The organism is Chryseolinea soli (genome assembly GCF_003589925.1).
Lineage (GTDB): Bacteria > Bacteroidota > Bacteroidia > Cytophagales > Cyclobacteriaceae > Chryseolinea > Chryseolinea soli.
This window is the reverse complement of the sequence record NZ_CP032382.1, coordinates 7171265-7191508: the sequence shown is the minus strand read 5'-3', so window position 1 is coordinate 7191508 and position 20244 is coordinate 7171265. Positions and strand designations below refer to the sequence as shown.

Annotated in this window: 17 protein-coding genes and 1 tRNA gene; 7 read left to right on the top strand and 11 right to left on the bottom strand. The window is 53.2% G+C overall.

All coding sequences use genetic code 11. From position 1 onward, the window contains the following. The first annotated feature begins 77 nt into the window (after positions 1 to 77). Positions 78 to 950, top strand: coding sequence for an ACP S-malonyltransferase (gene fabD, locus D4L85_RS29815; protein ID WP_119757779.1), 873 nt, complete (start codon positions 78 to 80; stop codon positions 948 to 950). A 26-nt stretch (positions 951 to 976) separates the two neighbouring features. Here the strand turns inward: fabD and folK are convergent, their stop codons facing one another. Continuing rightward, positions 977 to 1465, bottom strand: a complete 489-nt coding sequence (gene folK, locus D4L85_RS29810; protein WP_119759000.1) for a 2-amino-4-hydroxy-6-hydroxymethyldihydropteridine diphosphokinase — start codon at positions 1463 to 1465, stop codon at positions 977 to 979. Positions 1466 to 1530: 65 nt separating this feature from the next. On the opposite strand from folK, the gene sppA reads away from it, so the two are divergent. Together sppA and bioB are read left to right on the top strand one after the other, a co-directional pair. Further along, positions 1531 to 3300, top strand: a complete 1770-nt coding sequence (sppA, locus tag D4L85_RS29805; RefSeq protein WP_119757778.1) for a signal peptide peptidase SppA — start codon at positions 1531 to 1533, stop codon at positions 3298 to 3300. A 47-nt stretch (positions 3301 to 3347) separates the two neighbouring features. Next, entirely contained in the window at positions 3348 to 4334 is a 987-nt protein-coding gene (gene bioB / locus D4L85_RS29800; RefSeq protein WP_119757777.1) for a biotin synthase BioB, read from the top strand. A 697-nt stretch (positions 4335 to 5031) separates the two neighbouring features. Here the strand turns inward: bioB and D4L85_RS35005 are convergent. Then, positions 5032 to 5160: a hypothetical protein gene (locus D4L85_RS35005; RefSeq protein ID WP_257791772.1), complete on the bottom strand. Its 129-nt coding sequence runs from the start codon at positions 5158 to 5160 to the stop codon at positions 5032 to 5034. Positions 5161 to 5279: 119 nt separating this feature from the next. Beyond that, entirely contained in the window at positions 5280 to 5411 is a 132-nt protein-coding gene (locus D4L85_RS35000; RefSeq protein ID WP_257791771.1) for a hypothetical protein, read from the bottom strand. Between the two features lie 207 nt (positions 5412 to 5618). Here D4L85_RS35000 and D4L85_RS29795 point away from each other — a divergent pair, with 207 nt between their 5' ends. Together D4L85_RS29795 and metG are read left to right on the top strand one after the other, a co-directional pair. After that, positions 5619 to 7658 carry a tetratricopeptide repeat-containing sensor histidine kinase gene (locus D4L85_RS29795; protein WP_160144090.1) on the top strand — a complete coding sequence of 680 codons (2040 nt, stop codon included), beginning with the start codon at positions 5619 to 5621 and terminating at the stop codon, positions 7656 to 7658. A 71-nt stretch (positions 7659 to 7729) separates the two neighbouring features. Beyond that, on the top strand, positions 7730 to 9838 hold the full coding sequence (gene metG / locus D4L85_RS29790) for a methionine--tRNA ligase (protein ID WP_119757775.1): 2109 nt from the start codon (positions 7730 to 7732) through the stop codon (positions 9836 to 9838). A 78-nt stretch (positions 9839 to 9916) separates the two neighbouring features. Here the strand turns inward: metG and D4L85_RS29785 are convergent, their stop codons facing one another. The 7 genes from D4L85_RS29785 to purL all read right to left on the bottom strand — a co-directional run bounded on the left by D4L85_RS29785 (position 9917) and on the right by purL (position 17177). Next, positions 9917 to 10234, bottom strand: a complete 318-nt coding sequence (locus D4L85_RS29785; protein WP_119757774.1) for a thiamine-binding protein — start codon at positions 10232 to 10234, stop codon at positions 9917 to 9919. A gap of 21 nt (positions 10235 to 10255) precedes the next feature. Next, entirely contained in the window at positions 10256 to 10816 is a 561-nt protein-coding gene (gene pth / locus D4L85_RS29780; protein WP_119757773.1) for an aminoacyl-tRNA hydrolase, read from the bottom strand. Between the two features lie 90 nt (positions 10817 to 10906). Beyond that, positions 10907 to 11581 carry a 50S ribosomal protein L25/general stress protein Ctc gene (locus tag D4L85_RS29775; protein ID WP_119757772.1) on the bottom strand — a complete coding sequence of 225 codons (675 nt, stop codon included), beginning with the start codon at positions 11579 to 11581 and terminating at the stop codon, positions 10907 to 10909. Between the two features lie 41 nt (positions 11582 to 11622). Beyond that, the gene (locus D4L85_RS29770; protein WP_119757771.1) at positions 11623 to 12552 is read right to left on the bottom strand and encodes a ribose-phosphate pyrophosphokinase; all 930 of its coding nucleotides are present in this window, start codon (positions 12550 to 12552) and stop codon (positions 11623 to 11625) included. A gap of 113 nt (positions 12553 to 12665) precedes the next feature. Then, a tRNA-Gln gene (locus D4L85_RS29765) sits at positions 12666 to 12738 on the bottom strand. An 87-nt stretch (positions 12739 to 12825) separates the two neighbouring features. Next, positions 12826 to 13407: a DUF4136 domain-containing protein gene (locus D4L85_RS29760; RefSeq protein WP_119757770.1), complete on the bottom strand. Its 582-nt coding sequence runs from the start codon at positions 13405 to 13407 to the stop codon at positions 12826 to 12828. Between the two features lie 80 nt (positions 13408 to 13487). Then, complete coding sequence (gene purL, locus D4L85_RS29755; protein ID WP_119757769.1) at positions 13488 to 17177, bottom strand: phosphoribosylformylglycinamidine synthase; 3690 nt, start codon at positions 17175 to 17177, stop codon at positions 13488 to 13490. A gap of 123 nt (positions 17178 to 17300) precedes the next feature. On the opposite strand from purL, the gene D4L85_RS29750 reads away from it, so the two are divergent. After that, positions 17301 to 18500 (top strand): THUMP domain-containing class I SAM-dependent RNA methyltransferase, encoded by a 1200-nt coding sequence (locus D4L85_RS29750; RefSeq protein WP_119758999.1) that lies wholly within the window; start codon positions 17301 to 17303, stop codon positions 18498 to 18500. Positions 18501 to 18521: 21 nt separating this feature from the next. Here D4L85_RS29750 and D4L85_RS29745 read toward each other — a convergent pair whose 3' ends face one another. Continuing rightward, positions 18522 to 19451 carry an AraC family transcriptional regulator gene (locus tag D4L85_RS29745; protein ID WP_160144089.1) on the bottom strand — a complete coding sequence of 310 codons (930 nt, stop codon included), beginning with the start codon at positions 19449 to 19451 and terminating at the stop codon, positions 18522 to 18524. Between the two features lie 221 nt (positions 19452 to 19672). Here D4L85_RS29745 and D4L85_RS29740 point away from each other — a divergent pair, with 221 nt between their 5' ends. Next, on the top strand, positions 19673 to 20107 hold the full coding sequence (locus D4L85_RS29740) for a tellurite resistance TerB family protein (protein ID WP_119757767.1): 435 nt from the start codon (positions 19673 to 19675) through the stop codon (positions 20105 to 20107). Positions 20108 to 20244: the final 137 nt, after the last annotated feature.

The following is a 20244-nucleotide window of genomic DNA, read 5'->3' as shown; positions in this document are numbered from 1 at the left end:
TTGGCGCGAACCAGCGTAGGAAACTGAACATTTCAACTTTTTGCTACTTTTGCCCCCGTAATCAGACGTAGACCACCATGAAAGCATATGTATTTCCCGGGCAAGGCGCCCAGTTCACCGGGATGGGCAAGGACCTGTATGACGCCAGCCCAAAAGCGAAAGCGCTCTTCGACGAAGCCAACGACATCCTGGGGTTCAAACTCACCGAGGTCATGTTCAACGGCACCGCCGATGAGCAAAAGCAAACCAAGGTGACACAACCCGCCATCTTCCTGCACTCTGTGGCCGTTGCGTTGGTGAACGATACGTTCGCTCCCGACATGGTGGCGGGCCATTCGTTGGGCGAGTTCTCCGCCTTGGTGGCTAACAAAACCCTTTCGTTTGCCGACGGCGTAAAGCTGGTCTCCAAACGGGCCCTGGCCATGCAGCATGCCTGTGAAATAAACCCTTCTACCATGGCCGCCATCATCGGCCTGGACGATAAAATTGTGGAAGACATCTGCGCATCCATCGACGAGATCGTGGTGGCGGCCAACTACAATTGCCCCGGTCAGCTCGTTATTTCGGGAACGATCAATGGCATCAACATCGCCTGCGAAAAATTGAAGGCCGCCGGTGCCAAACGGGCATTGCCCCTGCAGGTAGGCGGTGCGTTTCACTCGCCGCTCATGGAACCCGCCCGCGCCGAGTTGGCTGCTGCTATAGAAAGCACTCCCTTCGGCAAACCCATTTGCCCGGTATACCAAAACGTGAATGCCCTTCCGTCCACCGATGTAAACGTCATCAAGCAAAACCTCATCGCGCAACTCACCAGCCCGGTGCGTTGGACGCAATCGGTACAAAATATGGTGAAGGATGGTGCAAAAACATTTATCGAATGCGGCCCCGGCAAAGTGCTGCAGGGACTGGTAAAGAAAATTGCTCCCGAAGTGGAGGTGATGAGCCTTTGAGCGAAGTCAGAACAATTTAAAATCTATCATTCTTCAACTTTATGAACAGCGAGCTGATCCGGACATTGTTCCAACAGTTCGCTGTTTGTTTTATGCAACACAGGGTGAACAAAATCCGGCGCAATTTCGCAAAGCGGAACGAGCGTGAACCGGCGATTCTGCAGCTGCGGATGGGGGATGATCAGTCCCGGAGAATGGACGGCACGATCGCCATAGTATAAGATGTCAATATCGATCAGCCGCTCACCCCATTTCTCCTTGCGCTCGCGGCCCAGCAACGTCTCGATGGCCAACACCTGGGTCAATACTTCTTCCGGGCTGGAAAACGTTTCCACTTCGATCACCTGGTTGCAGAACTCCGGCTGATCGGTCTTCCCCCAGGCCGCGGTGCGATAGTGCGACGACACGCGCACGATCTTTCCCACACGCTCCCCGATGTGGTGAATCGCGGCCGCCAGGTTGTCACCCAGGTTGCCCAGGTTGGTGCCCAACAAAAGGAAAACAGCATTGTTCATGCTTGTAAACATACTTTTTTATTCGAAGCAGTATTATGTACTTTTGAAAACTTAAATCGTTCCGTATGACTTTCTTTAAGAGCTTTGTATCGTCGTGTCTGGGAGCCCTTGTGGCGATGATACTTTTTGTTGTGCTGCTGATCGTTTTTATATCCGCGCTATCGTCTGTCGACGAAACGCCGTTGGAATTTGGCGACAACTCCGTATTGAAGCTGGACATGGATGCTCCCATCGTGGAAACAGAAAAAGAAGAACCGTTTTCAGGAATCCCGTTCCTGGGCGGATCCGCGCCGCGTCCGATGGGACTGGCCCAACTCCGGCAGGCCATCGAACACGCTAAAGACGACGAGAAGATCAAAGGCATCTACATCACCATCACCCAACCCATGGCCGGCTATACCGAGATCGAAGAAATTCGTGAGGCCTTGCTGGATTTCAGAAAAGGTGGAAAATGGGTGATCGTGTTTAGCGAAGGACTGTCCGAGTCGGCCTACTACCTGGCCTCTGCCGCTGACAAGATCTATCTCCATCCCGAAGGCGACGTAGAGTTCAACGGCCTCGCCGTGGACATCACGTTTTTCAAACGGCTCTTCGACAAGCTGGAGGTGAAGCCCGAAGTATTCCGCGTCGGCGAATTCAAAAGTGCCGTGGAGCCTTTCATCCTGGAAAAAATGAGTGACGCCAATCGTTTGCAGCTCACCGAGATGATCAACTCCATCTACGACCAAGTGGTCACCCGCGTGTCCGAATCGCGCAGCATTCCCAAAGCCAACCTGAAGGAGATCTCCGATAAAATGTTGGTGCGCAATGCACAACAAGCCGTAGAATACAAGCTCATCGATTCGCTGGCCTACGACGACCAGGTGCAACACACCATCCGGCAGCGCCTCGGACTGGGCAGCAAAGACAAGATCTCCTTTATCAAATACAGCAAATACAAAAAGACGTTCTCCACCTATAGCGAATCCAAGAACGAGATCGCCGTCATCGTCGCTGAGGGTACGATCCTTCCCGGCAAGGCAAACCCCGGACAAGATATGATCGGCTCCGAGTCGTTCAACGAGGAGATGCGCAAAGCCCGCGAGAACGACAAGATCAAAGCCGTGGTGCTGCGGATCAACTCCCCCGGCGGCAGCTCGCTGGCGTCCGATGCCATGTGGCGCGAGATCACACTCACCACCAAGGTGAAACCCGTCATCGCTTCCATGTCCGACTATGCCGCTTCGGGAGGCTACTACATGGCCATGGGATGCGACACCATCGTCGCGCAACCCCATACGATAACGGGATCCATAGGTGTATTCAGCGTGTTGTATGACGCCAGTGGACTGCTCAACAACAAGCTCGGCATCACCTCCGAAGAACTCAAGACCGGTGAAATCGGGCAACTGATCACCATCGACCGCCCGCTGACGGAAACGGAGAAAAGCATCTGGCAAAAGCGCACGGAAGAAGTGTATGAGACCTTCACGACCAAGGCCGCCGAGGGAAGAAAGATGTCGGTGGAAAACATCAAGAAGGTAGCCTCCGGCCGCGTATGGACCGGCACGCAGGCAAAGGAACGCGGCCTGGTCGATATCATCGGAAACTTTCAAGACGCCGTGAAGATCGCCGCTGCTGCTGCCCACGTCTCCGACGACTACAAGGTGCGCTTCTACCCCCAATACAAACCCTCTTTCCTGGAACAAATGATCGCCCAGTATGAGGACGACGCCGAGACCGGTGCCCTCAAAGAACAGTTGGGTGCGCAATACTATTTGTACCAGCAATGGCTTCACATCAAGTCATACCAGGGCACGCAAGCGCGCATGCCCTTTGAAATGAGAATTCAATAAAAGCAGAACATCAACAAATCATTAACCAGAACAGACCTCGATAAAACATGACAACGATTCGCAATAACTGGACGCGGGAAGAGATCGCCGATATTTACAACAAACCTGTACTGAGTCTTATTTATGAAGCAGCCACTGTGCACCGCCAATATCACGATGCGGGCGAAGTGCAGGTCTGCACCTTGCTTTCGGTGAAAACCGGCGGCTGCCCCGAAGACTGTGCTTATTGTCCGCAGGCGGCACGCTACCACACCCAAGTGAAAGTGGAGAAATTGATGGAGGTGAGCGAAGTGCTCCAAAAGGCCGTGGAGGCTAAAGAAGCGGGTAGCACCCGGTTCTGCATGGGCGCCGCCTGGCGCGAGGTACGCGACAACCGCGACTTCGACAGAGTGCTTGAAATGGTGAAAGGCGTGAGCACGATGGGCATGGAAGTGTGCTGCACCCTGGGCATGCTCAGTCCCGAACAAGCCCAAAAGCTCAAAGACGCCGGTCTGTATGCCTACAACCACAACCTCGACACCAGCGAAGAGTTCTACAGCGATATCATTACCACCCGCACCTACGACGACCGCCTCGACACGCTGGAAAGCGTGAGGAAGGCCAAGATCTCGGTCTGTTCCGGCGGCATCATCGGCATGGGTGAGTTGGAAGAGGACCGCATCGGCATGTTGCACGTGCTGGCCACGCTGCCCGAGCATCCTGAGTCGGTGCCGGTAAACGCATTGGTGCCCGTGGAAGGCACCCCGTTAGAAGATCAACCCAAAGTATCGGTGTGGGAAATGCTGCGGATGATCGCCACAGCCCGCATCATTATGCCCAAGGCCATGGTGCGTCTGTCCGCTGGCCGGGTCCGTATGAATCTCGAAGAGCAGGCCCTCTGCTTTCTGGCCGGCGCCAACAGCATTTTTGCCGGCGATAAACTGTTGACCACCCCCAATCCCGGCTATATAAAAGACCAGGAAATGTTCCAACAATTACAGCTCAAACCCCGCCAGGCGTTTAAGAAAGAAGCCGAAAGATTAAACATTTTGTGATGTAAGGTTTTCAGGGATTTTATCAAAATACGACCTTAAAGTATTACTTTATGTGAAACGCATTACACTGCTAAGCCATTGAAAGATCAGTGGCAGGGAAAATCTTTTGTCGTTTTAACGGGTCCAACCCACCATTAACCGGTTAAAAGACAACCCCAGGGGTGCTGGGGGGGTGAGTGGGGTGGGGGTTTCGGGTGAAACAGTCCCATTGCTACTCAGATAAGGTTAACGACCAACTTGAACTAAATCCCGGGGTTACCAAGGAAATGAAGGTTTTCGTTTTGACCTTTCATTTCGTTTTTGGCCTTAAAACAGGGATTTGAAAAATATCCCTGGGTAAAGGGACACCTCGCAGGGCTATTTCCGTCGCGAGAGTTCAGCTATGCTGAACGCTTCGTGGAGGTGTCGTTTAGGGCCCGGGTTATAAAACAACAGGCACCCCCACCGTGGGAGCGAAGGTGCCTGTCACTTTTCGGAGACTAGAATTTGTCTTCCGAAACCAACCCGCCAGTAGGCTCATTGTGAGACACTTTGGTCGAATTGTTCGTGGTTGATACGGCTTTAGCGGTGCGGTTGGTAGTAACAAACGTAAAAGAGAGTGTTACAACAGCGGCTCCAGCGATCAGGATTATAACTTTTGATTTCATGATTTTTAGTGGTTAAGGGTTCTTCTGTGCTATAGGATTCGAAAGGGCTATTATGCTTGTTTGGGATCGGAAGGAAGTCCGCCAGATTCTTGTTTGGGCTTCACTTCTTCTTCTGTGCAAGAGGTGATGGCCATAGAAGTAACGAAGGCGAAAAGCAGGGTGTAGATAATCTTTTTCATGGTTTTAAGTTTTTAATGGTTAGATAAATGTTGTTAAAGGATTGGTTAAAATTTTTGGTTTTGTCAACCAACTTGTTGACAATCATGCCGAACGAATAACGATCCAGCCGGCTCCTATATCACTTCGGGTCAGAGAACAGGCCACCTCCCACGGTGATGTCTTTGGTGGGTTTGACCTCCTCTTTGGCACATGCTGTGAACAGTCCTGCAGAAACGATGCAAAGCATTATGATGTATATGAGCTTTTTCATGGCTAGGGGTGTTAAAGTTTTTTTTTCTAAATAAGTTTTTAGCGCTAAATTGATGACTCAAAGTTGGCATACAGAAAAGATCTATTTCACGCAATAAAATTTTGGACAGCACTCGTGTATTATAACTTTTTCAATGAAGTAAAACTCACGCTCATAATATTCTTTGGAAGTGCTTTCATATTTGTCGCGCAGGCCCAAGATAGACGAGTGGTAGATTCTCTTCTAAGCGAGCTGCAAACCGCTCCCGACGAACAGCGGATACTGAAGATAAAGGCACAGCTCGCCGATGAACTCTTCGACATCGACAACCAGATGTGTTTGCGATATGCCGACGAAGCGTATCAAATGGCTACCAAGTTGGGCGACAGCACGCGCCTGGTGCGCATGGCCCGCATGAAGGGCCAGATGCTAAGAAGACTCGACAGACTGCAGGAGTCGATCGACATCCTCACCGAAGTGCTCCCCATCGCCCGCCGCAACAACCTCCGCGAGGACTACAAAAAAATACTGAACGCCCTGGCGATAGTACATACCTTTCAAGCAGACTACGACAAAGCTTTAGAGTATCACTTCCAATCGCTCGTCGTGCGACAAGAAGAAGGCAACAAGGCCGAGATCAGCATCACACTAAACAACATCGGCCTGGTGTATTTCAAATTGAGGAACTACGAGGCGGCACTGAAGTACTACGAGGAGTGTCTGGCGTTGAAAAAAGAGAATGGGATCACCTATGACCTGGACGCCCTCTACATCAACATGGGTCTGTGCTACGGGAAGTTGCACCGCTACATCGAAGCCCGCGAAAGCGTGGAGCAAGCGTTCGTCACCTGCGATGGCAAATGCTCCGACATCATTCGCATCTCGGGTGAATACGGTCTGGGCATTTCCTACTTCTGGCTTCGAAACCTGCCCGAAGCCGACAAGCACCTCAACATCTCCCTGGCCATTGCCCGGCGCGTGGGCGACAAGTTGTACCAGGGCGAAAACCTGACCGTGATGGCGGAGATCGCCGCCGACCTGAACGATAACGCCACCGCCGAAAAGTTGCTGACAGAGGCGGAAGGCATCATCACCGAATTAGGATACAATGAACTGCTGATGAACATCTACCTGCAGTTCTCGCACCTCTACACCAAAACCGAAAACTTTGAGCAGGCCTCAAAATATCAGACGCGCTACATCCACCTCAAAGACAGCCTTGTCAGCGAAGAGCTGGTGAAAAGTATCGCCAAGATCCAAACCAATTTTGCCGAGCGCGAGAACATTGCCACCATCGCTTCCAAAGAGGAGGCCATCAAACAGCAACGGGACCTCAATGCGGCCGTGGTAGTCATTGCCGTGCTGGCGGGGTTGCTCATCCTCGTGCTCCAATTTGGTAACCGGAATATTAAGCGTGTAAACGCTAAATTGTCGGAAGCCAAAGAGGTCATCCAAAAACAAAATGCCGAGCTCGAGATCAAGAACCGGCAACTGGACAACGAGGTCGACAAGAAGACGCTCGACCTGGCCCGCGTAAACCAGTCGCTGAAGCAAGTAAACGACGAGCTGGACAACTTCATCTACAAGACCTCGCACGACATCCGCGGCCCGCTGGCGAGCCTCAAGGGCATGTGCAACGTGGCCCTGATGGACGTGAAAGATCCCGTGGCGCTCGACTACCTGAAGAAGCTCGACGCCACCGCCGAGCGCCTCAACTCTATCCTCACACGCCTGGTCATCATCAACCAGATCAACAACTCCAAGATCACCACCGAGAAGATCGACTTCAATGTCATCGTGAACGACGTGCTGATGCTGGAAAAGAAAAAGGGCTTGCCCCAGGAGTTGCAGATCAACACCTTCATCGATCCCGACCTGCAGATCGAGTCGGACAAGGAACTGGTGCGGATCGTGCTGGAGAACCTCATCGACAACGCCATCAAGTTCTATAATGATTCGGAGCGCATCCAGTCGTTCATCCACATCCACATCGGGAAAGGGGAGAACGGCTCGGTGCGGGCGCGGGTGATCGACAACGGCATCGGCATCAGCGAATCCAGCCCGGGCAAATTGTTCCAGATGTTCTCACGGGCCTCCGAGCGTTCGGAGACCGGCGGCATCGGGCTGTATATCACCAAGACGGCCACCGAAAAGATCGGGGGCAAGGTTGGGTTGCTCACTACCCCGGAGGGGTACACGGAGTTTTATGTCATCTTCCCGCCCGTTCCTTCCTCGGCCTGGGATCGCGCCATCCCGCATATGGCCTGACAAACGGAATTTTTTTTGGTCCATTTCTCTTATCATCTTTGCAGGCTGCCAGGAGCAGCATATTCAGTTTTATGAAAGCATTTAAACGCACCACCGTTACCGCGGCTTTACCGTATGCCAACGGCCCCAAACACATCGGCCACCTCGCCGGAGCCTACATCCCGGCGGATGTCTATGTCCGTTATCTCCGGTCGTTGGGAACGGACGTCGTTTTCGTTTGCGGAAGCGACGAGCACGGCACCGCCATTCCCAACCAGGCCGTAAAAGAGAACACCACACCCCGGGCCATCATCGACAAATATCACGTCCAGATGCGCGACTGCTTCCAAAAGCTCGGCATCGCCTTCGATATCTATCACCGGACCAGCGAAGCCCTGCACCACCAGACGTCGCAGGAGATCTTCCTCGCACTGTACAACAAAGGACTGCTCAACGAAGAGGTGTCCGAACAATACTACGACGATGAAGCCAAGCTCTTCCTCGCCGACCGCTACATCATTGGCACGTGCCCCAAATGCGGCAACCCCAATGCCTACGGCGACCAGTGCGAGAAGTGCGGGTCATCGCTCAGCCCGCGCGACCTCATCAACCCGCGGTCTACCATCACGGGCAACACACCGGTGCTGCGCGAGACCAAACACTGGTACCTTCCCCTCGAACAATACGAAGGCTGGCTAAAGGAGTGGATCCTGAAAGGCCACGCCGACGATTGGAAGACCAACGTCTACGGCCAGTGCAAGTCCTGGATCGACGCCGGCCTCCAACCCCGCGCCATGACGCGCGATCTGGATTGGGGGATCAAGGTGCCCCTGCCGGACGCTGAAGGAAAGGTGCTCTACGTTTGGTTTGATGCTCCCATCGGCTACATCTCGGCCACCCGCGCATTCTTCGAGGAGATGAGCTCGGGCAAATTGGTCTACGCGCAACCCCAACGCAAATTCGGAACCGTAAAGGCCGACGATTGGAAAAAATATTGGCAAGACGACGAAACCAAGCTGGTACACTTTATCGGCAAGGACAACATCGTGTTCCACTGCATCATCTTCCCCATCATGTTGCATGCCCACGGCGAGTTTATCGTGCCCGACAACGTGCCGGCCAACGAGTTCATGAACCTGGAAGGCGACAAGATGTCGACCAGCCGCGGATGGTCCATCGAAATGCACGAGTACCTGGAAGATTTTCCGGACAAGCCGGATGTGCTTCGCTACAGCCTGTTGACGAACTTGCCGGAAACAAAGGACAGTGAATTTACCTGGAAGGATTTCCAGACGCGCAACAACAGCGAGCTCGTGAACATTTTTGGGAACTTTGTGAACCGCGCATTGGTGCTGACACAAAAGAATTTCAACAATCAAGTACCCATAAAAGGTGCATTGCAACCCATCGACGAGGCGGTGATCGCAGCGTTGCGCGAGCAACCTGGCCGCATAGCCGAGGCGTTGGAGCAATACCGTTTCCGCGAAGCCACGGCCGCCCTGATGGACCTGGCGCGTTTGGGAAACAAATACCTGGCCGACACCGAACCCTGGAAGCTGGTGAAGGCTGAGGGTAACTTAGAACGTGTAGGCACCATTTTGCACATCGCGCTGCAGATCGTGGCGAACCTCGCCATTGCGGCGGAGCCGTTCCTGCCCTTCAGTGCGGCGCGTATCAACGAAATGCTGAACCTGAAGACCAGCACCTGGACCGATGCAGGCTCCGACACCCTGTTGGCGGAAGGCCATGAATTGGGCGTGTCGTCGTTGCTGTTTGAAAAAATAGAGGACGATGTCATCGCGCGGCAACTGGAAAAGCTGCACGCCAAAAAGGCCAGCATGGACCCCGCAAAACACGCCGTGACACCGCTAAAGAACGAGGTCACCTTCGACGACTTCGCCAAGCTCGACATCCGTGTCGGCCGCGTGCTGACCGCCGAGAAAATGCCGAAGTCCGACAAGCTGCTAAAACTCACGGTCGACACCGGGGTGGACAAGCGTACCGTGCTGAGCGGGATCGCCAAGCACTACACGCCCGAAGAAATGGTGGGCAAACAAGTAACCCTCATCGCCAACCTGGCGCCGCGCAAAATGATGGGCATCGAATCGCAAGGCATGATCCTGATGGCCGAAGACGGCGACGGCAAATTGCGCTTGCTCCAACCCAACGAGGTGGTGATGCCCGGCGCGGTGGTCAGTTAGAGCATCTAACCAAGTCAGACGATTCCGTCAGGTTGGCTACTGACTACTGGCTACTGGCTACTTTTGACTCGCCTAAAGTTATTTCACGAGAGGGGTTAAATGCCCCTCTTCGTATTTCTCAAGCTTCTCTTCCCACGTGATGTCGCCGCGTTTGCGTGCATGCACCTTCAAGGCCACCACGACCTCATCGGCCCCGGCTTCAAAGCAGGCTTCCTGCGCCCGACGAACCACGTCCATGATGGTATCGTAATCGCCTTGCATAACCGTTTCCATGGCCCCTACGCGATAGTTCACGCCCGACGCATCAATGACCTCGATAGCCTTGTCGATGATGGGGTAGTGGGGGATTTGAGCGATGGGGACGACCTGGATCGCCACGTGTACCTGATGTTTCATGATGCTATTTTTTTTGATTGATCAATCGTTGTATTGGCTCATCGTCCGCTCCACGCCCTGGGTGCAGAACGACAGCACCATTTCGTTGGCCTTGATCATCAGATCAGGCAATTGTTTGAATTCGTCTTTGGAGAAATTGCTGAGCACATAGTCGGCTTGCTGTCCCTTGCCAAACGCATTGCCCACGCCAAAGCGCAGGCGGGCATAATCTTGGCCGCTCAGCACCAGTTCGATATTCTTCAGCCCGTTGTGACCGGCCGAGCTTCCTTTGGGGCGCAGGCGCAGGCTGCCGAAGGGCAGCGCGATGTCGTCCATGATCACCAGCAGATTTTCTTTGGGGATCTTCAGTTCCTGCAACCAATAGGCTACTGCTTTTCCACTCAGGTTCATGTAGGTGGTGGGTTTGATCAGGTGGATCGACTTTCCCTTGAACCGAAAGTCGGCGGTTTCAGCGTGGCGCTGCAACGTAAATTCGACCTTGTGTTGATCGGCCAGTTGGTCCAGCACCAGGAAACCGATGTTGTGGCGGGTAAGCTCATATTCCGCACCGATGTTCCCCAATCCGGCAACGAGGTATTTCATACGTTAAAAGAAAAAATTATGGTCACGGCAATAAACAAAAAATCCCCCGGTGTTGACCGGGGGATTTTCATTTTTATAAGGGCATTGCGATTACTTCTTGCCTTCTTCTTTCTTAGGGGCGTCAGCTTTCTTCGCAGCCGGAGCGGCGGCAGCAGCAGCCGGAGCAGCAGCGGCAGCACCTTCCGCAGGAGCGGCAGCAGCTTCTTCAGCAGCCATTTTAGCAGCGCGGGGTACTTCTACTACGGCAACGGAAGCTTGCTTGGGGTCCATGAACTCCAGGCCTGCAGATTTGATATCGCCCACTTTAATAGCGTGGTGGAAATCCAGGGCCGTAACATCTACGTCGATGTGATCGGGCATGTCTTTCGGGAAAGCATAAACTTTCAAAGAAGATCTCTTTTGTACCAGCGTACCACCTTTGGAGACACCGGGAGCCTGACCGACCAAACGGGCCGGGATGTTCATCTTGATCTTTCTGTCCTCGCTGATGCGAAGGAAATCGGCGTGCAAGATGATCTCACTCACCGGGTGGAACTGCACTTCCTGCAGAATGGCTTGCGCCTCCAGACCTTCGAGGTTGATGTGCACAAAGTGTGCTTCGTTCGTGTACACGAGGTCGCGGAAAAGGATCATGGGAGAGTAGAAGTGAATTTGCTCGTTGCCTCCGTACAATACGCAGGGAACAAGACCTTCGTCTCTCAACTTTTGTGCATCAGCCTTACCGAGATTTGCTCGTCGATACCCTATAATCTCAATGGTTTTCATAAGTGTTTATTTATTTGATTTGATAATTGAAAATTCGAATGTTACAGCTTGATAAAGAGTGAACTGATCGACTCGTTATCGTGGATCTTGCGGATGGCCTTTGCGTAGAGTGTGGACACCGAAAGCACTTTGATCTTGTTGGTCTGTTGTTTCAGCGGGATCGTGTCGCTCACGGCCAGCTCTTCCAGCACCGAGTTCTCGATGTTTTCGTAGGCCTTTCCCGACAACACGGGGTGGGTACACACGGCGCGTACCGACTTGGCACCTTTGTCCTTCAACAATACGGCCGCCTTGCAGATGGTGCCGGCGGTGTCGATCAGGTCGTCTACCAAGACCACGTCTTTGCCTTCCACCTCGCCAATCAGGCGCATGGACTCGACCTTGTTGGCTTCCTTGCGGTATTTGTCGCACACGGCCAGCTCGGCGTCAAAGAACTTGGCAAAGCTGCGGGCGCGTTTGATGCCGCCTACATCGGGTGAAGCAAACATGATGTCGCTCAATCCCAGCGATTTGAGGTAGGGCACGAAAATATAAGAACCATCCAGGTGATCCACCGGGATGTCGAAGAAGCCTTGGATCTGGTCGGCGTGCAAGTCGCAGGCCATGATGCGGTTGGCGCCGGCAGCCGAGATGAGGTTGGCGATCAGCTTGGCGGCAATGGCCACCCGGGGTTTGTCCTTGCGGTCCTGGCGGGCGTATCCAAAATAGGGGATCACCACGTTGATGCTGGAGGCGCTGGCACGCTTAGCGGCGTCGACCATCAGCAACAGTTCCATCAAATGATCGGAAGGGGGGAAGGTGGATTGGATGATAAAGACCTCGTGGCCGCGAACCGACTCGGTGATGAAGGGCGACATTTCGCCGTCGCTGAACTGCTGATAGTTCACTTCACCCAAAGGCTCGCCATACGCATTGGCAATTTTTTCTGCCAGGTAGGTTGTAGCTCTTCCGCTGAAAATCTTTACCGCCATGGGATATTATCCATTATTCGTTCATTCGGCTTGCGCCCGGTCCCGTAACTCCAAAAGGCTCCGGTTTGCAAACAAATAAAATCCCGGCCTCAATGACCGGGATTTTACTTTCGTTGTCCGACCAGGGCTCGAACCTGGACTTTCCTGAATCAAAATCAGGCGTGTTGCCAGTTACACCATCGGACAAAACCGCCAAAAAGAGCACTGGCACCCTTATTTTGGGATTGCAAATGTAGAATTATTTTTTGGAAATAGTAACCCCAGTGTAAAATTTTAGAGGTCTTTTTCCTCGGCCGTGGCGGTAGCCCCTTCCATGAATCCTTCGGCCCAGAACCGGTATTTATCCAGGATGGAAATAACGGCGTTGCGCAGGTGGCGGCTGTTATTGAAATCGATGGAACCGTATTGGGTGGTGGCATATCCTTGCCAGATGGAGCGGTTTTGGCGCCGGTCATAGAACTGAATGAGCAGGGTGCCGGTGTTCATGGCAAATTTCTGGGGATCGTAGTCTACGTTCTCGTTTTGTGTTTTTACCCATTCCTCAATTTCGGGCTGATTGTAGCCATTGAAACGCAGGCTGTCGTCGAACATTTTAAAACCAATGATCAGGTGAGGCTTATTGGAATTCTGGCGGTAGCCGAGAAATTTCATCCGCTGGATGATCGATTTTTCAATCACTTCGTTGGTCATGCTCGAATCAGCAGGACCTGCGGGCTTCATGATGTCGAACGTTTTGTATTTTTTGAAATTGCCTTTGTAGCTGTAGTCATACTCCACCGGTAGCTCTTTGTAGCCAAGGCAACTAGCCATAAAAACCAGGCAGATAAAGGAGAGAGAGGGTAATAGCTTCTTCATAGGTTCACCTGTTATTCTGATTTGAATATAAGGCTATTCAAACACCAGAACAACAGATGACCAGAACCTTTGTTGAGAAATCAGGAATGTTTTTTGATCCACTCTCTGGCGTTGACAAACGGCTCAATCCAGGGAGAGATTTTGTCGGCCTTCCGCTCGGAAGGATAAAAGCCCCAATTCCACGGGAAAAGCGATCTTTCGATGTGCGGCATGATGGCCAGGTGCCGTCCGTCTTTCGAATAAAGGGCCGCTGTAGCAAAGTCCGAGTCGTTCGGATTGCCCGGATATTCCGTGTGTGTGTAGGCCGCGGCAATGTTAAATTTTGAGCGATCGTCGGGCAAGCGGAACTGTCCCTCGCCGTGTGCGAGCCACACACCAAGGGTGGAACCCTTCAGGCTGCCGAGCATTACGGAATTATTTTCGGGAACCGTGACCGCGATAAACGTCGATTCGAATTTGCCTGAGCCGTTGTGATGCATTTTAGGATGATCCTTCCACTCGGGATACAACAAGCCGAGCTCCATCATCAGCTGGCAACCGTTGCACACCCCTAAGCTCAACGTGTCGGGACGTGCATAGAAATTATCCAGCGCCTGTTTTGCTTTGGGATTGTACAGGAAAGCCCCAGCCCAGCCCTTCGCGGAACCCAATACATCGGAGTTGGAGAAGCCTCCCACGAACACGATCATCTTCACATCCGAAAGATCTTCGCGCCCCGACACCAGGTCGGTCATGTGCACGTCTTTCACATCGAATCCCGCCAGGTAAAGCGCATAGGCCATCTCGCGGTCGCCGTTCACACCTTTCTCGCGGATGATCGCCGCTTTGAGACCGGAGGCCTTCCGGCGTGTGGGGTCAATGCCATAGGTGCTGAATTGCCCGTCGAACTTCGGTTGAAGTTTGTATTGCAGGACATGCTTCTTGTAGTTCTCAAAACGTTTCGTGGCGTGTGCGACGGGACGTTGACGGCTGTCGAGCAGGAACGAAGTTTTGAACCACGTATCGCGCAAGGCGTCGACGTCCAGCGACAGGGTGGTCGTCGGGTGCTGGATGGATACTTTACGCTCGGAAGAAACGGTGCCCAATAGGAGCGCCGAGATACCCGCTTGGTTTAGGATGGAGGTCACCGCAGCGTCGTCGTTCACCTGGATGACAACCCCCGGATTTTCGTTGAAGAGGATCTTCACCAGGTCGTTGCCGAGTCCGCCGACATTCAGCGAAAGGCCGACGTTGGGAACAGCGAAACACATTTCCAGTAACGCAGTGATCAAACCGCCTTCGGAGATGTCGTGGCCGGCCAGCACCAATCCTTTGCGGATGAGTTGCTGCAAGGCTTCAAATCCTTTGGCAAAATAAGCAGCGTCTTTCACGGTAGGCGTTTCGTTGCCCAGCAGGTTCAACACCTGTGCCAGGCTGCTGCCTCCGAGTTTGAAAGTGTCTTGCGAGAGGTTGATGTATAACAGTTTCGATCCGCTCACCGGCTGCAGCGCGGGAGAGACGGTCTTGGTAATGTCTTCTACTTCTCCGACAGCACTGATGATGACCGTGCCCGGGGCAAACACGACGTCGCCATTGGGATATTTTTGGGTCATGGAAAGCGAATCCTTTCCGGTCGGGATGTTGATGCCCAGCGCGATGCTGAAATCACTCACGGCCTGCACGGCGCTGTACAACCGCGCATCTTCGCCTTTGTTCTTCGAAGGCCACATCCAGTTGGCGCTGAGGGAAACGCCCTTCAGGCCGTGCGTGAGCGGGGCCCACACGAGGTTGGTGAGCGACTCGGCGATCGCCATGAGACTACCCGCTGCCGGGTCGATCAGGGCTGCGCCCGGAGCATGGCCGATGCCCGTCGCCACCCCTTTGTTTCCGATGTAATCGAGTGCCATAACGGCTACGTTGTTCAACGGAAGCTGTATGGGGCCGCAAGTTTGCTGCGTGGCCACTTTGCCGGTAACCGAGCGGTCGACTTTGTTGGTCAGCCAATCTTTGCAGGCCACGGCTTCCAATTGCAGCACGTGATGGAGGTATTCGGTAATCTTTGACGCGTCATAGACCACTGGCCTGTACGTGGTGGGTTGGGTTGCGTCGCGGAGGATGGTTTTGGGGGATGAACCGAAAAGATGGTTCACTTTCAAATCGAACGGCGTTGCGGCTTGTCCTTTTTTGTCGAAGACGAGTTCGTGGCCACCGGTGGCTTCGCCTACTTCGTAGAAGGGGGCACGCTCGCGGGCGGAAACCGTGCGGAGCATCTCGGCATCCTTGGCTTTGATGGCCAGGCCCATGCGCTCCTGCGATTCGTTGCTGATGATCTCTTTGTCGGAAAGTGTCGGATCGCCCACGGGCAATTTATCCAAATGTACGGCACCACCGGTTTCCTCCAGCAATTCAGACAGACAGTTCAAGTGACCGCCCGCGCCGTGATCGTGAATGGATACGATGGGATTGATGTCTGACTCCACCATGGCGCGGATGGCGTTCATCACGCGCTTTTGCATTTCGGGATTGGAACGTTGAATGGCGTTCAACTCGATGGAGTTTCCATATTCGCCCGTGGCCACCGACGATACGGCGCCACCGCCCATGCCGATGCGATAGTTGTCTCCACCCAACAACACGATCTTGTCGCCGGCCTGGAGGTGTTCCTTCTTGCTGTCCTTCTCTTTGCCGTAGCCCACGCCGCCGGCGAGCATGATCACTTTGTCGAAACCGAATTTTTTGGCGTCTTCAAAATGCTCGAATGTCAGCACGCTTCCGCCAATGAGGGGTTGACCGAATTTGTTACCAAAATCGGAAGCGCCGTCCGACGCTTTGATGAGGATCTCTTCCGGGGTTTGATAGAGCCACGGGCGGGCTTCGAATTTTTTCTCCCAGGGACGATCGCCTTCCAAGCGGGGATAGGAAGTAATATAAACGGCGGTTCCCGCCAGAGGAAGGGACCCCTTTCCGCCGGCGAGCCGGTCACGGATTTCGCCACCCGAACCGGTAGCGGCTCCGTTGAAGGGTTCTACCGTGGTGGGGAAGTTATGCGTTTCGGCCTTCACCGAGATCACGGAGTCGATGTCTTCGATCTTGAAATAATCGGCAATGTCCTGGCGTGCCGGCGCGAATTGTTCGATGCGGGGACCTTTGATGAAGGCCACGTTGTCCTTATAGGCCGAGACGAGAAAATTGGGATGTTCTTTCGAGGTCTTCTTGATGAGTTGAAACAGGGTGGACGTTTTCTCTTCGCCGTCGATGATGAACGTGCCGTTGAAGATCTTGTGGCGGCAGTGTTCGGAGTTCACCTGCGAGAAGCCAAACACTTCGCTGTCGGTGAGCTTGCGGCCGAGCTCGCGGCTCACGTTTTCCAGGTATTCAATTTCTTGCTTGTTCAGGGCCAGGCCTTCCTTGGCGCTGTAGGCCCCGATGTCGTCGATCTCCAGGATGGGCTCGGGGGTGTGGTGGATGGTGAAGAGGTCCTGGTCCAGGGTGGTGTAGAGCACCTGGAGCATGCGGTCGTGTTTGGCGTCGGCGCCTTTCACGACGAAGAACTCTTCGATCCGTTGGATGCCGGCGATGCCCATGGTTTGGGTGATTTCCACGGCGTTGGTGCTCCAGGGGGTGATCATTTCCTTGCGGGGTCCCACGAAGAAGCCGGCCAGGTGCTTTTCGGCCAACGGCTGTGCCTCGCCAAAGAGCCAGGTAAGTTTCTCAATATCAGAATTTTGCAAAGGCTGCGCCACACCAACCGCGTACAGAGTGTTGGCCTTCGAACGGAAGAATAAAATCATGGAGATTGATCAGGATTTTGAGCCGCAAAAATACGAATCATTTTGCTGGATTGGGAGGGAATAGTTCAAATTCTTCCCCGGCTGGGCGAGTTGAAAAAGTATGGGTATGTTTGCGCTCCGATCATGAACATATTCACCACACCCCGCCGCATCATCGTCACTTGCAACAAACGATTGTCTCCCTACCTGGAACGCGAAGTGGTAGACCTGGGCTTTGTGCCCGTGCGCACGTTTTCCACCGGCGTTGAACTGGAGGGCACCGTGAAGGATTGTATCCGGCTCAACCTAAACCTGCGTTGTGCCAGCCAGGTGCACTACGCCTTGAAAGAATTCAAGGTGAATCATCCCGATGTTTTATACCGGGTGCTGAATGGCCTCCCTTGGGAGACGATCCTGGCCAAGGATGGCTATTTTTCTGTGACCAGCAATGTGGACCACCCCACCGTGAACAACAACATGTTTGTGAACGTGAAGGTGAAAGATGCCATTGTCGATCGCATGCGCAGTGAAACCGGGCAGCGGCCGGACTCGGGGAATGAATTGACGGGGGCGGTGATCCATTTGTATTGGAAAGACGATCGCGCCGAGGTCTTTATTGATACTTCCGGCGAAACGCTGGCCAAACACGGCTACCGGAAAATTCCGGGCAAAGCGCCCATGCTCGAAGCCCTCGCGGCCGCCACGGTGATGGCCACCAAGTGGGACCGTGTGTCGCCGTTTATCAATCCCATGTGTGGCTCCGGAACGGTGGCCATAGAAGCAGCGCTTTTGGCTACGAAACGCGCCCCGGGTTTGTATCGCGACCACTATGCGTTCATGCATGTGCTGGGCTACAACGACGACATGTATCAAAAAGAATTGGAGATCATCCAAAACCAGGTCATCGAAGTGCCGGGGCTTACCATTGTGGCATCCGACATTAGCCTGGATGCTGCGACGATCTCCAAAGTGAACGCCGAGATTGCCGGAGTAGATTCGCTGATCCAATTCCAGCAATGTGATTTCGAAGAAACGACGCTACCCGAAAAACCCGGCGTGGTTTATTTCAACCCGGAATACGGTGAGCGTCTTGGCGAGATCTCTGAATTGGAAGGCACCTACTCGCGCGTGGGCGATTTCATGAAAAAGAAATGCCAGGGGTATCTCGGCTATATTTTTACGGGCAACCTGGATTTGGCCAAGAAGATAGGATTGAAAGCCTCGCGGCGTATCGAATTTTTTACCGCGAAGATCGACTGCCGCCTGCTGGAATATGAACTATACGGAGGCACGCGCAGACAAGACATACCCAAGACCGAAGCGAGTTCTCAGCCCGGAGAATAATCTCAAGCGCTGTGGTGATCTTCAACCCCGCAGTTGTGAGGGATACATACCTACTTGCCGGAAGAACATCCGGCTAAACGCACTGGCATTTTCATATCCCAACGTCTTGGCCACCTCCTGCACCTCCAACGTCGTGTGCTGCATCATTTTTTTCGCCCTGCGGATGCGCTCGGTGTTGATGAACTGATAGGGCGTGGCCTGGAAAGCCACCTTGAACAAACGCAAAAAATGAAATTTAGAAAGACAGGCGATGCGCGACAATTGCTCCAGCGAAATGTCCTTGTCAAGATGCGTATGGATGTAGTCGGTCACCTGAAGAAGCCTGCGCAAGATCTCGGCGCGGGTGGAAGACTTTAGCACCGGCAGGCCGGCGCGAAGGGAGAGGAGTTTTTTTTCTTCGCTTAATAAAAGATAAACCACGTCCGTCAATTTTTCTTCCAGCCATAGGGATGGCAATTCAGGCGCCTGACTGATCTCGGCAACGATGCGATTCAATTCGGGACTGCGATGATGGAGACGGTTGTGAAATTCCAGTCGCTCGTGCGGGCATTCAAAGGGATGGTCGAGGAGGTGTGCTTCGGAAGGGGAGAAGGCGTGGAAGACCTGATCGGCAAAATAATCACCAAAATGGATGTTGAATGTTTCTGCGGCCTGGCGGCGTTCGATCTCCAGCGTATAGTATTGGTCCGGATTGGTAACGAAAAAGAAATCCTCCGGAACAACCACCCGTCGCTTGCCCGCGGTGACGACGCTTTCGCCGGACAGGTTCATAAAAAGCGACAGCGGCCCCCGGATATTGTCGCGACAGGTTTCCGTAGCCGAAACCTGGAGGGCGACATTGGGCCATCCTTCGTGCGGCAGCTCGCGACCACCCCAACCCTGCCGGTCGGCAAAGTTTTTTTCGGCTTGTACTTTCAGCCAGGCCAGATCCGGAAACTGGTGGAGGAGCATATCTGGGGGAAACGAGCGTAAAAAAGAAAAGTTATTACATTCCCATTTTGGAAACAATGTGCCTTTTGTGGGACTTTGTTTCTCTTTGAATCGCATGGGTAACGCGCAGAAAACCGCTAAAACACCTCATTTTGGCCGTTTTATGAAGTCTCCCGAATTGAAGAGGGTTTGGAATGATTTTTCATTATATGTCAGGAAACAACAGAAAACTAACAAATACCATGACCAGCTTTTTTGAACATCAGCGTTCCAGCTTTAAACGCAACTACCTGAGGAACCTTATCGTGCTTGCTTCGGCCGATGGCTCGCTGGAAGCGGAGGAGAAGGCACTGATCACCCGCATTGGGCTGCGTCGTGGGTTGAAAGCTTGGCAGATCGACGAGCTCTTACAAGATACCACCAAACACGACGTGTTCTTGCCCGAATCGGTGGCCAACCGCATGAACATGTTGTTCGACCTGATGGAGTTGGTGTATGCCAACCGTCAAGTAAACGAAAACGAGATCACCTACATCAAAGGTATTCTGGTGGCCTTCCAATTGCCGCTCACGGTAATGGACGACCTGACCAAGCTGTTCGAGTACGGCACGCCCACGTCGTTGCAATGGCGCGATTTTGTTGACGAAATCTGTACCTCGACGGCGCAATCCAAGTAAGCACTACGTTTCACTTTTTGGGTTTATATAAAAAGTCTCCTTTCCACGGGAGACTTTTTTGTTTTGCCGCCTTTAGGTTTCGGCCGTCGGGGTGATTCGCAAGTGTTGGAGTCTTTTACTATTTTCGAACCTTTCGC